This is a genomic window from Pseudomonas sp. LBUM1646 (assembly GCF_059716165.1).
In genome coordinates, this window is record NZ_CP166810.1 from 6628166 (window position 1) to 6640791 (window position 12626).

Here is a 12626-nt window from a genome sequence, read left to right on the forward strand (position 1 = left end):
TGCTTTAAGCCTGTCTCGCTTGCGGCTTGAGCCGCACGTAAAGGGTTTTTTCGACCCGCGCCACCAAGGTGCCGGCGCCGTCGTGAATATCGACCTGCAACTTCGGCAGGTATTTCTCGCCACTCGCCGTCTGCCGGCGGATTTCGTCGAGCAAGGTCTCGTCGATGTTGAAACGGGCGAACACCGGACCTTTGCCCGGCGCGATGAAATCGATGTCGGCGGCCTTGTCCCAGACGATGTACTGGCGCCCGAGGTTTTCCATCAGCATCAGCATGTAGAACGGATCGACCATTGAATACAGACTGCCACCGAACTGGGTGCCGACGTAGTTGCGGTTGTACCACCCCAGCCCCATGGACACCTTGATGTCGCGGAAGTCATCGCTGATGTGCCGCACCCGCACACCCGCGCCGAGGTACGGTGGATACAGCGTCATGACCCAGCGCATCAACCGCGCCTTGCCGAATTTTGCAGTCAGCCACTCACGCATCCGGGCGAGTACCCAAACCCATGGCCTGACGGGCGAACCAGCGTTTGGCCGGCGGCAACAGATCAAGGCCGAGCAGGCCGATATTGCGGCCCAGTGACACCAACGGCTGCGTGCTGCCAAACAAGCGGGTGACCTGATCGGAGAAACCCACAGTGAGGTTCTGATCCATGCGCTGGCGTTCGCGATAAGCCTGCAAGGTCGCAAAGTCGCCGGGCCCGGTCTCGCTGGCCAACAATGCATCGGCCAAAGCCTGGGCATCGCGCAAGGACAAGTTGAAACCCTGGCCGGCAATCGGGTGCAGACTGTGGGCCGCGTTGCCGAGAATCGCCAGATGCGGACGCACCTGCTCTTCGGCCTCGATCAAGGTCAGCGGGTACAAATGCCGCGCACCAACCTGTTTCAAAGTGCCGAGGCGATAGCCGAACACGCCCTGCAACTCGCTGAGGAAACTCTTTTCATCGAGGGCCGCCAATCTTTGCGCGTCCATGCCCAAACGGGTCCAGACCAAGGCGCAACGGTTGTCCGGCAACGGCAGCAAGGCCATCGGGCCTTCGTCGGTGAAACGCTCGAACGCCATGCCGTTATGGGCTTCGCTCGGGGTGATGTTGGCGATCAGCGCGCTCTGATTGTACGGGCGCGTTTTGATGCCGATCCCCAGTTGCTCGCGCAAACCGGAGCGGCCGCCATCGGCGAGCACTGCGAGGTCGCATTCAAGCGTGGTTTCATCGTTGAGGGTCAGGCGATAGCCGTCGGTCAGCGGCTCCATGCGGGTGACTTCCGCCGGGCAACGCCAGCTGACCACGTCCTTGTCCAGGCCTTGCCAGAGGCATTGGCCGAGCCAGGCGTTTTCCACCACATAACCCAGCGCAGGAACGCCCTCTTCCATCGCCGACAGCCGCGCCGTGGAAAAACGCCCACGGTCGGACACATGAATCTGCTTGATCGGCTCGGCGCGGCGGGAGATTTCCTGCCACACGCCCAGCCGTTGATAAATCTGCCGAGCGCCATAGGACAGCGCCGAAGAACGGGCGTCGTAGCTCGGTTGATAGGTGTCACCGGGGGCGAACGGCTCGATCAGCACGATCTTCCAGCCACGCGCCTTGGCCCCGGCCTGCAGCGCCAGCGCCAGACTGGCGCCGACCAGACCGCCACCGATGATTGCCAGATTGACTCGACTCATGCCGCTTGTGTCCGTGCTTGCGCCATCAAGGCCTCGATCTCGGCAACCGTTTTCGGCACGCCTTTCGTCAGGATTTCACAACCGGTCTTGGTCACTACCACGTCGTCCTCGATGCGCACGCCAATGCCGCGCCATTTCTTCGCTACGTTCTGGTTGTCCGGCGCGATGTAGATGCCCGGTTCCACGGTCAGCGCCATGCCGACCTCCAGCACGCGCCATTCGCCGCCGACCTTGTACTCGCCGACGTCATGCACATCCATGCCCAGCCAGTGGCCGGCGCGGTGCATGTAAAACGCTTTATAGGCTTCGCTGGCGATCAGTTCGTCGACGTCGCCCTGCAACAGGCCCAACTTCACCAGACCGGTGGTAATCACCCGGACCGTGGCTTCATGCGCCTGATTCCAGTGCTTGTTCGGGGCGATTTCAGCAAACGCGGCTTCCTGAGAAGCCAGCACCAACTCGTAGATCGCTTTCTGTTCCGCTGAATACTTGCCGTTGACCGGCCAGGTGCGGGTGATGTCGCTGGCGTAGCAGTCGATCTCGCAACCGGCATCGATCAGCACCAGGTCGCCGTCCTTGAGCACCGCATCATTCTCCTGGTAATGCAGGATGCAGCTGTTGCGGCCCGAGGCGACGATCGAGCCATAAGCCGGCATCTTCGCCCCGCCCTTGCGGAATTCGTAGTCGAGCTCGGCTTCCAGGCTGAACTCATGCAAACCGGCACGGCTGGCCTGCATTGCGCGGATATGCGCCTGGGCGGAAATCCGTGCGGCTTCGCGCATCACCTTCACTTCTGCCGCCGATTTATACAGGCGCATGTCGTGAAGCAGATGATCCAGGGCAACGAATTCGTTCGGCGGCTGGGCGCCGAGGTGCGCTTTAGAGCGGATCACGTTGATCCAGTCCATCAGGTGGCGGTCGAATTCCGGGTTGCTGCCCATGGCCGAATAGACCCGGTCGCGCCCTTCGATCAGGCCCGGCAGGATGTCGTCGATGTCGGTGATGGGGAAGGCGTCATCGGCGCCGAAGTCGCGGATCGCGCCTTCCTGGCCGGCGCGCAGGCCGTCCCACAGTTCTCGCTCGGCGTTGCGCTCGCGGCAAAACAGCAGGTATTCGCCGTGCTCACGGCCGGGCATCAAAACGATGACGGCTTGAGGCTCGGGGAAACCGCTGAGGTACTGGAAGTCGCTGTCCTGGCGGTAGACGTGCTCGACGTCGCGGTTGCGAATGGCAACTGCGGCAGCGGGCAGGATCGCGATGCTGTTGGGTTCCATCTGCGCCATCAAGGCCTTGCGGCGACGGCTGTATTCCGATTTCGGGATATGAATCATGGGCAGATGGCTTTCCCTGGCAGGCGATTAATGCAACGACGGTTTGGCGGTGGCTTCGTCGGTTTTCTTGGTTTCCGTGAACAACAACAACGGAGCAACGCGCAGGTACTCCATCACTTCCATGTAATCGCTTTCGCCGTCGTCAGACTCTTCCAGAGCATCTTGTACCTGGGCGATGGCGGCCAGATCTTGCAGCACTTCGGTGGCTTCGGTTGTCAGGGCATATTCACGACGGGTCAGACCGAAGCCGGTCAGGAAGCCCTGGCACCATTGGCCCAGTGCGGCGGCGCGGTCAGCCAGCGGGGCGTCGTCGGTTGGCAGTAGCAGAACGACAGTCATGTCGTCGCCGGTCAGCTCGCCCTTGACCATCTCTTGCAGGCCGATCAGGGCGTTGCGAACATTGTCTTGCGGCTCGCCTTCGAGCAGCTCGGCGGCATCGGCCAGCCAGCTGTCGGCTTCGAAGCCGGCACCGGCACAACTGCGGCCGAGCAACAGGCCATGCAGTTCGGCAGGCGAGACGTTATGACCGCTGGAAGTCAGCAGGGTGGCAAAGGCTTGGTACGGGGAATTCTGAATGGGCATGGGCAGCTAGGCGCCAGACGGCGCTATGTCTAGAATGAAGGCCTTGTATCCTACATCGACAGACTCGCCAAGACTATTAAAGGCTGTCCACCAGCCTGGGGCTGTACGAAACTAAGCGCGCTCGACGCGTCGGCAATTTCCTACAGAGCCTGCCACCCATCAGACACCTATTCAGTGGACAAAATGGAAGACACCGATCTGCAAGCGCTGATGGCAAGACTCGAGCTGCTAATTAGCCGAGTCGAGCAACTAAAGAGCCAAAATGGACTCCTATTAGCTCAGGAAAAGACCTGGCGCGAGGAACGCGCTCACCTCATTGAAAAAAACGAAATCGCCCGGCGTAAGGTCGAGTCAATGATTTCGCGCCTCAAGGCCCTGGAGCAAGACTCATGAGTTCAAGCAATAGCGTTACCGTGCAGATCCTCGACAAAGAATATTCGATCATCTGCCCCCAGGAAGAGCGCAGCAATCTGGTGAGTGCTGCCCGTTACCTGGACGGCAAGATGCGCGAAATCCGCAGCAGCGGCAAAGTCATCGGTGCCGACCGCATCGCCGTGATGGCCGCGCTGAACATCACCCACGACCTGCTGCACAAGGAAGAACGCCCGGACGTGCAGGCCAGCGGTTCGACCCGCGAGCAGGTTCGCGACCTGCTCGACCGCGTCGATCTGGTGCTCGCGACCGATCCGGACGTCACCAAGGGCTGATTCGTGGAACCGCTTGGGGTATACTCGCGTCACTCCCTGGGGTGCTTGCCAGTTGACGATGTCCCTGAGCCGATTCGCACTACCCTGGAAGTTGCACGTTGGGCTGGTGTGCATGTCCGCTAGACGGAAAGCCTTAAAGCCTACTGCATCTTCCACCTTGAACTTTCGGGTTCAAGGGCTAAGTCAGCAGCGGTTCATCCGGGGAGCCTGATTCCAGTCCGATGCCGGTTTAAATACCGGCATCGGCTTTTTTACGAGTACGCTTTGTGCACTCGACCTGCTGAAGCCCTAATCCATGACCGAACCTGCGCTGCTTCCCCGCCCGCAACTTCGACGCATGCTGCGCAAGGCCCGCCGCGCACTGACAGCCAGTCAGCAGCGTCAAGCCGCTCGCGGGCTGTACAAGCAATTGGCCCAGCACCCGCTGTTTCGCCGCGCAAAACATATCTCTCTTTATCTGCCCACCGACGGTGAAATCGACCCGCGTCTGCTGCTGCGTGCCGCGCAACGCCGGGGCAAGGCCACGTATCTGCCGGTGCTCAGCGCCTGGCCGCGGACCAAAATGGTGTTTCAGCGAATCCGCCCGGGTGAAAAACTCAAGCCCAACCGTTTCCGGATTCTCGAACCGCAAGCCAACCTCGCCCGGCAACGCAAAGTCTGGACGCTAGATCTGGTGCTATTGCCATTGGTCGGGTTTGACGATGTCGGCGGGCGCCTGGGCATGGGCGGTGGTTTTTATGACCGTAGTCTGGCGTACCTGGCGCGGCGCAAAACCTGGCGCAAGCCGACGCTGTTGGGGCTGGCCCATGAATGTCAGAAGGTCGGACGATTGGCTCAGGCGAGTTGGGATGTACCGTTGCAAGGAACGGTGACAGACAAGGCGTGGTATTTCGCAGGCTAGACGCCACTGGGTTCAGCGGCGTCCAGAAGACCGGTTCAGCGTTTGAAGGCCGACGGCTGTTGTTGCTGCGCGATCTCGATCGGCGCGTCGGTCTTGTTGTTCCACAGGCTTTGGGCATAGCCAGTGGTCACGACGCCGAGGCCGAACAAAATAACCAAAATCCATAGTAAATCCGGTTTGCGTTTCATCGATTGCCCCCCAAAGGCATATCAACACGATGACAGCAGCGGTTTCCGTTGTAGGCCGTGCGGCAGCGTCAAGCTTAGAAGGCCGGCATTTTGCGACAACGTGAACCGACACGCAAACACTGGCGTCAACCGACTGTCGGTTTGTCATAAAATTGCCCGACAACTTGCCCACCCTCTCGCAAGGAGCAAAAACCATGGCCTATTGGCTGATGAAATCCGAGCCCGATGAACTCTCGATCAAAGACCTTGAGAGGCTTGGCAAAGCGCGCTGGGACGGGGTTCGCAACTATCAGGCGCGCAACTTCTTACGGGCGATGGCGGTGGGAGATGAGTTCTTCTTCTATCACTCCAGTTGCCCGGAGCCCGGAATTGCCGGGATCGGCCAGATTGTCGAAGCGGCGTATCCGGACCCGACGGCCCTTGAGCCTGAGAGTCATTACTACGATCCGAAGGCTACCCCGGAGAAAAACGCTTGGAGCGCCATCGATGTGGCTCACGTTAAAACGTTCGCCAACGTCCTGAAACTCGATTACCTGAAACAGCAAACGGCGCTGGCTGAAATGCCGCTGGTGCAGAAAGGCTCGCGCCTGTCAGTGATGCCGGTGACCGCCGAGCAATGGGCTGCAGTTCTCCAATTGCGCTAAGTAAAGCAGAACCGCACGGTCATCCTCTTTTGCCCACCCAATCGGGTTAGGCTGCGTCTCAATTGACTGGCATCAAGCCGCCTCGGCGCTCGATCAGCCAGACTAGGACGCAACAGCCGCAGGATGCCCGCATGTCTACGCACAGTCGCTCTTCGATTTTGTTCGCCAGCTCTTTGATGGTTCTGCTGCTGGGCGCCGGCGGTTTCGGTTACTGGAAGTCGATGCATGACCGTCTGCCCGAAGGCCTGTACGTCGGCAACGGTCGCCTTGAAGCCACCGAAGTGCAGATCGCCAGCAAAACGCCGGGGCGACTGGCCGAGGTGCTGGTCGATGAAGGCGACAAGGTCATCAAGGGCCAACTGCTGGCCCGCATGGATACCCGCACCCTGGAAGCCCAGCGCAATCAGGCTGAAGCCGAGGAGCTACGCGCCCGGGAAAACCTTTCCGCCGCCCAGGCCAACGTGCAACTGCGCCAGAGCGAACAACGGCTCGCGCAACAGGAACTCAAGCGTTCCCAGGAACTGTTCAAGCACGGTTTCGTCAGTGGTCAGATCATCGATCAACAGCAAGCACGCCTGGACACTGGCAGTGCCGCAGTCGCCGCATCCCGAGCCCAGGTCTCGGCCGTCGGTGCGGCGATTGGTGCGGCGCAGGCCCAGGTCGCGATGCTGACCAGCGAAATTGACGATAGCAGCCTGCGGGCCCCCATCGACGGGGTGATCCAGTTGCGCATGGCCGAACCCGGCGAAGTGCTCGGTGCGGGCGGACGGGTACTGTTGCTGATCGATCCTAACGACCAGTACATGAACCTCTACCTCCCAGCCTCGGTAACCGGGCGCGTGGCAGTTGGCGATGAAGCGCGAATCCTGCTCGACGCCCTGCCTGATCACTCGCTGCCGGCAAAAATCACTTTCGTCGCCGGCAAATCACAGTTCACTCCCAAAGAAGTCGAGACTCGCGACGAACGCCAGAAACTGGTGTTCCGCGTCAAACTGCGCCTGACCGACCCAAGCGCCCTGCCCCAGGCTAAACCGGGCATGCCCGGCGCCGGTTATGTGCGCACCGCCTCTATTAGCTGGCCGGCCAACCTGCAATGACCGGCCTGGCGCTGCAAGCGACCGGCATCCATCACCGTTACGGTAAACAGCAGGCGCTGAGCGATATCACGTTCAGCCTGCCCGCCGGTACGCGTTGCGGGCTGATCGGCCCTGATGGCGCCGGCAAGTCGAGCCTCTTGGGACTGATCGCCGGGGTGAAAACCCTGCAAGACGGTCAACTGGAAGTGTTGGGCGGCTCGATCCAGGATCGCCGCCATCGCAACAGCCTCTACCCGCGCATCGCCTTCATGCCCCAGGGCCTGGGCGGCAATCTTTATCCCGAACTGTCGATCAGCGAGAACATCCACTTTTTCGCCACCCTGTTTGGCCTGTCGAAAGCCGAATGTAATCAGCGCATGCACAGCCTGCTGCTGGCCACCGATCTGCTGCGCTTTGCCGACCGCCCCGCCGGCAAGCTCTCGGGCGGCATGAAGCAGAAACTCGGGCTCTGTTGTGCGCTGATCCATGAGCCAGACTTGCTGATCCTCGACGAACCGACCACTGGCGTCGATCCACTGTCCCGTAGGCGCTTCTGGGAATTGGTCGACGATGTGCGAAGCCAGCGCCCGCAACTGACGCTGCTGGTCGCCACTGCTTATATGGAAGAGGCCGAGCAGTTCGAACATTGCCTGATGCTCGATGGCGGCAAGCTGATAGCGACGGGCCTGAGCAGTGAACTGGCCGCCGCGACGCCCAGCGGCAAACTCGACGAAGCGTTCACCCACTTTCAGGGCGACAGTGGCCACGACAATCAACCACTGGTGATCCCACCGCGCAGCGGTGCCAACACTGACATCGCTATCGAAGCCCACGACCTGACGTTGCGCTTCGGTGATTTCACCGCTGTCGACAAAGTCAGCTTCGCCATCGGTCGCGGTGAGATCTTCGGTTTTCTCGGCTCCAACGGCTGCGGCAAAACCACCACCATGAAAGTCCTTACCGGGCTGATGCCGGCCAGCGAGGGCAGCGCCACGCTGCTGGGCAACCCAGTGAACGCCAAGGACCTGGCCACCCGCAAACGGGTCGGCTTCATGTCCCAGAGCTTCTCGCTGTATGGCGAGCTCAGCGTTCGGCAGAACCTGGATTTGCACGCCCGCTTGTTCGATTTACCCAAGGCCGACAGTGCCCCGCGCATCGACGAATTGATCCAGCGCTTCAACCTCGGCAGCGTCGCCAATCAACAGTCCGGCGCCCTGCCCCTTGGTTTACGCCAACGGCTATCCCTGGCCGTGGCGGTGCTGCATCGCCCGGAAGTGTTGATCCTCGATGAACCGACCTCCGGCGTCGACCCGGCGGCGCGGGATGATTTCTGGCGATTGCTGATCGAGTTGTCCCGCGAGCAAGGCGTGACGATTTTCCTCTCGACCCACTTCATGAACGAAGCCCAGCGCTGCGACCGTATCTCGCTGATGCACGCCGGCAAGGTGCTGGCCTGCGACACCCCGCCGGCGCTGCAACAGCAGTTCAAGGGCGAGTCGCTGGAAGCAGCGTTTGTCACTTGCCTGGAACAAGCCCAAGGCGCGAGTGAACCCCCAACGCCCGTAGCACCCACCGACGAACCTGTTACGCCAGCCAAGCCGATGAAGGAGCGCGGTTTCAGCGTCGGGCGTCTGGTGGCAGTGGCCAGTCGCGAAGGCAAGGAGTTGCTGCGCGATAAAGTGCGGATGGCGTTCGCCCTGCTCGGGGCGATTTTCATGATGGTGATCTTCGGCTACGGCATTTCCCTGGACGTGGAAAAACTCGCCTTCGCCGTGTTCGACCAAGACCAGACGCCGCAAAGCCGTACCTATCTGGAAGCCTTCCGCAGCTCGCGCTATTTCGCCGAACAAGCACCGATCCGCGATAGCAAAGAATTGCATCGACGCCTTCAACGTTCGGAGATCAAACTGGCGCTGGAGATCCCGCCGGGCTTTGGCCGCGACCTGTACGCCGGGCGCCAGCCTACCGTGGCGGCGTGGATGGATGGTGGGATGCCGTTTCGTGCCGAGACCAGTCGCAACTACGTCGAGGCGGTGCACCAGGCGAATATCGAGCAATTGGCCGAACAGAGCAGCCCCGCACTGAACCATCAGGCGGCGGCCAAACTGGAAACCCGATTCCGCTACAACCAGGACGTGGTCAGCGTTAACGCTATCGGCCCCGGGGTGATGGCGCTGATCCTCGCGTTTATCCCGGCCATGCTCACCGCGCTGGGGATCGTGCGCGAGAAGGAGTTGGGATCGATCACCAACTTCTACGCCACGCCGCTGACCCGACTGGAATTCCTGCTGGGCAAACAGGCGCCGTATCTGGCCATCAGCCTGGTCAACCTCGCGGTGCTGGTGGCGATGAACCGCTGGCTGTTCGGCGTGCCGTTCAAGGGTAGCGGCCTGACCCTGGCCTTCGGTGGGTTGCTCTACGTGCTGGCGACCACCAGCATGGGCCTGCTGATCTCTGCGTTCACCCGCACCCAGATCGCCGCGATCCTCGGCACCATGATCATCACCAGCCTGCCGACCATCCAGTTCTCCGGGCTGATCGTGCCGCGCTCATCCCTTGACGGTGCAGCCTCGGTGATGGGCATGCTGTTTCCAGCCGGTTACTTCCTCGATATCGCCGTCGGCACCTTCACCAAAGCCTTGGACCTGCGGCAGTTATGGTCGCAATGCCTGGCGCTGTTCGGGTTCTTTCTCGGGTTCACCGGGCTCAGCCTGGTCATGCTGAAAAAGCAGGAGGCCTGATGCACAAGCTTGCGCATATCTTGCGGCTGGGCCTCAAGGAACTGACCAGCCTGCGCCACGACAGTGTGTTGCTGCTATTTCTGTTCTACGCCTTTACCGTGGCGATCTACATGCCGGCCGCCGGCTCGGTGATCGGCGTGCACAACGCCAGCGTGGCCATTGTCGACGAAGATCACAGCCACCTCTCGCGGCAACTGGCCCAGGCCCTGCAACCGCCGGAGTTCCAGCGACCGGTGCTGCTACCTTACGGGCAACTCGATCAGGTCATGGACAGCGGCCAGTACACGTTCGTGATCAACGTACCGGCGAATTTCCAGACGGATCTGTTGGCCGGTCGCCAACCGGCGGTGCAGATCAACGTCGATGCAACGGCGATGAGCCAGGCGTTCATGGGCGCGGGATACATCGGGCGGATTTTCCAGCGCGAACTGCTGACCTACAGCGGCCAGATTGATCCCGCCAGCAAGGCGCCGGCGCTGTTGACCACTCGCTCGCTGTTCAACACGAATCTGGAGGGCGGCTGGTTCCTGGCGGTGATTCAGATCGTCAACAACATCACCATCCTCGCGATCATCCTCACCGGCACGGCGCTGCTGCGTGAGCGCGAACACGGCACCCTCGACCATTTGCTGGTGCTGCCGCTGACGGCGCTGGAAATCATGCTGGCGAAAATATGGAGCAACATGCTAGTGGTGGTGCTGTGCACCTGGATCTCGCTGGAAGTGATCGTCAAAGGTGCGCTGGGCGTGCCACTGGCCGGCTCCATGACCCTATTTTTGCTGGTGACGGCGGTTTATTTGTTTGCCAGTACGGCATTGGGGATATTTCTAGCGACCTTGGCCCGCTCCACGCCGCAGTTTGGACTGCTGGCGATTCCAGTGATCATCCCGATGTTGCTGCTGTCCGGCGGTAGCACGCCGCTCGACAGCATGCCGCAATGGCTGCAATGGGTGATGCAGGGTTCGCCGTCGACGCACTTCGTCAGCCTCAGCGCCGCGATCCTGTTTCGCGATGCCGGGTTGAGCGTGGTCTGGCCGGATTTGCTGGCGCTGACCGCCATCGGGCTGGTGTTCTTTGCGATTGCGCTGATGCGGTTTCGCAAGAGTCTGGCGTCCTGAAGGACCGCGTCGCCCCCCTTCGCGAGCAGGCTCGCTTCCACAAGGATTACGCAGATCCAATGTGGGAGCGAGCTTGCTCGCGATAGGGCCAGCCCAGACAGCCGAAGTCTTATTGAATGATCAAGTTGTTGAACAACAAATCCTCAACCACCGGCTTGCCGGTTTCGTCGCTCATCACTTGCTGGGTCTGTTTCAGGGCTTCCTGACGCAGCTTTTCCTTGCCATCAATGCTGTTCATCGCCTCGGTGGTCTGCTGGGTGAACAACGCCACGAGTTGATTGCGAATCAAGGGTTCGTTGGCCTTGACCGCTTTTGCTGCCTCATCCCCGGTCACCCGCAACGCCACGTCAGCCTTGAAGACCTTCAGCTTCGGCGTACCGTCCAGCCCATAGTTACCCACGAACGGCGGGCTCAGGGTCAGGTAGCTGACTTTCGGGGCTTCACCTTCTTTGGCGGCTTCTTCGGCCATCGCTGCCATCGGCAGAGACAGGGCCAGCAACAACATGATCCACGCTTTCACAATTCGCTCCTTATCCGGTTTGCGGCCTAGCATAACGACCCGCCGCGCAAGCACAAGCTTATGGCTGACTATCAGGGCCGGGCATGCTCGTTGACCCAACGACTCACACACCTACACTTATCGGCCATCACTCCCAAAGGAATAGCCCTGATGAAAGCCGTGCTATGCAAAGCCTTCGGCCCCGCCGAATCGCTGGTGCTGGAAGACGTCGCCAGTCCTGTCGCCAAGAAGAATGAAATCCTGCTGGACGTGCACGCCGCCGGGGTCAACTTTCCGGACACGCTGATCATCGAGGGCAAATATCAGTTCAAGCCGCCCTTCCCGTTTTCCCCGGGCGGCGAAGCGGCTGGTGTGGTCAGCGCGGTGGGCGAAAAGGTCAGCCACCTCAGGGTCGGTGACCGGGTCATGGCCCTGACCGGTTGGGGCAGCTTTGCCGAACAGGTCGCGGTGCCGGGCTACAACGTGCTGCCGATCCCGCCGTCGATGGATTTCAACACCGCCGCTGCGTTCAGCATGACCTACGGCACCTCGATGCACGCCCTCAAGCAACGGGCCAATCTGCAACCAGGTGAAACCCTGCTGGTGCTGGGCGCTTCCGGCGGTGTCGGCCTGGCCGCCGTGGAAATCGGCAAAGCCATGGGCGCCCGGGTGATCGCCGCCGCCAGCAGCGCTGAAAAACTCGCCGTGGCCAAGGCCGCCGGCGCTGATGAATTGATCAACTACAGCGAAACCAGCCTCAAGGACGAAATCAAACGCCTGACTGACGGTCAGGGCGCCGACGTGATCTACGACCCGGTGGGCGGCGATCTGTTCGACCAAGCCGTGCGCGCCATCGCCTGGAACGGCCGCCTGCTGGTGGTCGGTTTCGCCAGCGGACGCATTCCCGAATTCCCGGTCAACCTCGCCCTGCTTAAAGGCGCAGCGGTAGTCGGTGTGTTTTGGGGCTCGTTTGCCCAGCGCCAGCCCCAGGACAACGCGGCGAACTTCCAGCAGTTGTTTGGCTGGTTCGCCGAAGGCAAGTTGAAGCCGTTGGTGTCGCAGGTGTATCCGCTTAGTGAGGCGGCACAGGCGATTAATGATCTTGGCCAGCGCAAGGCGGTCGGGAAGGTGGTGGTGCAGGTTCGTTGAAAATGATGAAGCGGTCTGGA

General features: G+C 61.0%; 14 protein-coding genes and 1 other RNA gene. 9 read left to right on the forward strand and 6 right to left on the reverse strand.

The window, feature by feature from the left end; all coding sequences use genetic code 11:
- Positions 1-4 precede the first annotated feature (4 nt).
- From ACA071_RS30265 to ACA071_RS30280, 4 genes are read right to left on the reverse strand one after another with little or no spacing between them, the layout of a single operon-like run.
- The gene (locus tag ACA071_RS30265; protein ID WP_497642362.1) at positions 5-490 is read right to left on the reverse strand and encodes a DUF4442 domain-containing protein; all 486 of its coding nucleotides are present in this window, start codon (positions 488-490) and stop codon (positions 5-7) included.
- The gene (gene ubiH, locus ACA071_RS30270) at positions 483-1670 is read right to left on the reverse strand and encodes a 2-octaprenyl-6-methoxyphenyl hydroxylase (protein WP_149660233.1); all 1188 of its coding nucleotides are present in this window, start codon (positions 1668-1670) and stop codon (positions 483-485) included. The genes ACA071_RS30265 and ubiH overlap by 8 nt, the downstream gene beginning before the upstream one ends.
- A complete protein-coding gene (gene pepP / locus ACA071_RS30275; RefSeq protein ID WP_497642363.1) occupies positions 1667-3001 on the reverse strand; it encodes a Xaa-Pro aminopeptidase in 1335 nt (444 codons plus the stop codon). Before pepP ends, ubiH begins: the two co-directional genes overlap by 4 nt.
- Positions 3002-3028: 27 nt before the next feature.
- Positions 3029-3583 (reverse strand): YecA/YgfB family protein, encoded by a 555-nt coding sequence (locus ACA071_RS30280; RefSeq protein ID WP_497642364.1) that lies wholly within the window; start codon positions 3581-3583, stop codon positions 3029-3031.
- A 183-nt stretch (positions 3584-3766) separates the two neighbouring features.
- Here ACA071_RS30280 and ACA071_RS30285 point away from each other — a divergent pair, with 183 nt between their 5' ends.
- From ACA071_RS30285 to ACA071_RS30300, 4 genes are all read left to right on the forward strand, one after another.
- Positions 3767-3976 (forward strand): TIGR02449 family protein, encoded by a 210-nt coding sequence (locus tag ACA071_RS30285; RefSeq protein WP_007942437.1) that lies wholly within the window; start codon positions 3767-3769, stop codon positions 3974-3976.
- Positions 3973-4290, forward strand: coding sequence for a cell division protein ZapA (locus tag ACA071_RS30290; RefSeq protein ID WP_007942435.1), 318 nt, complete (start codon positions 3973-3975; stop codon positions 4288-4290). Before ACA071_RS30285 ends, ACA071_RS30290 begins: the two co-directional genes overlap by 4 nt.
- Before the next feature lie 30 nt (positions 4291-4320).
- Positions 4321-4499: non-coding RNA, 6S RNA (ssrS, locus tag ACA071_RS30295), on the forward strand.
- Positions 4500-4585: 86 nt separating this feature from the next.
- Positions 4586-5191, forward strand: a complete 606-nt coding sequence (locus tag ACA071_RS30300; RefSeq protein ID WP_497642365.1) for a 5-formyltetrahydrofolate cyclo-ligase — start codon at positions 4586-4588, stop codon at positions 5189-5191.
- Between the two features lie 35 nt (positions 5192-5226).
- Here the strand turns inward: ACA071_RS30300 and ACA071_RS30305 are convergent, their stop codons facing one another.
- The gene (locus tag ACA071_RS30305; RefSeq protein WP_007942433.1) at positions 5227-5379 is read right to left on the reverse strand and encodes a hypothetical protein; all 153 of its coding nucleotides are present in this window, start codon (positions 5377-5379) and stop codon (positions 5227-5229) included.
- Between the two features lie 194 nt (positions 5380-5573).
- Here ACA071_RS30305 and ACA071_RS30310 point away from each other — a divergent pair, with 194 nt between their 5' ends.
- The 4 genes from ACA071_RS30310 (at position 5574) to ACA071_RS30325 (ending at position 10958) form a co-directional block, all read left to right on the forward strand.
- Positions 5574-6023 (forward strand): EVE domain-containing protein, encoded by a 450-nt coding sequence (locus ACA071_RS30310; protein ID WP_497642366.1) that lies wholly within the window; start codon positions 5574-5576, stop codon positions 6021-6023.
- A 131-nt stretch (positions 6024-6154) separates the two neighbouring features.
- Positions 6155-7120 carry an HlyD family secretion protein gene (locus tag ACA071_RS30315; RefSeq protein ID WP_497642367.1) on the forward strand — a complete coding sequence of 322 codons (966 nt, stop codon included), beginning with the start codon at positions 6155-6157 and terminating at the stop codon, positions 7118-7120.
- Positions 7117-9840, forward strand: coding sequence for a ribosome-associated ATPase/putative transporter RbbA (gene rbbA, locus ACA071_RS30320; protein ID WP_497642368.1), 2724 nt, complete (start codon positions 7117-7119; stop codon positions 9838-9840). The genes ACA071_RS30315 and rbbA overlap by 4 nt, the downstream gene beginning before the upstream one ends.
- Positions 9840-10958, forward strand: coding sequence for an ABC transporter permease (locus ACA071_RS30325; RefSeq protein WP_497642369.1), 1119 nt, complete (start codon positions 9840-9842; stop codon positions 10956-10958). Before rbbA ends, ACA071_RS30325 begins: the two co-directional genes overlap by 1 nt.
- A 109-nt stretch (positions 10959-11067) precedes the next feature.
- On the opposite strand, the gene ACA071_RS30330 is transcribed toward ACA071_RS30325, so the two are convergent.
- The gene (locus ACA071_RS30330; protein ID WP_497642370.1) at positions 11068-11478 is read right to left on the reverse strand and encodes a flagellar basal body-associated protein FliL; all 411 of its coding nucleotides are present in this window, start codon (positions 11476-11478) and stop codon (positions 11068-11070) included.
- A gap of 150 nt (positions 11479-11628) precedes the next feature.
- Between ACA071_RS30330 and ACA071_RS30335 the strand changes: the two genes are divergently transcribed.
- The gene (locus tag ACA071_RS30335) at positions 11629-12606 is read left to right on the forward strand and encodes an NADPH:quinone oxidoreductase family protein (RefSeq protein WP_497642371.1); all 978 of its coding nucleotides are present in this window, start codon (positions 11629-11631) and stop codon (positions 12604-12606) included.
- The last annotated feature ends 20 nt before the right edge of the window (positions 12607-12626 follow it).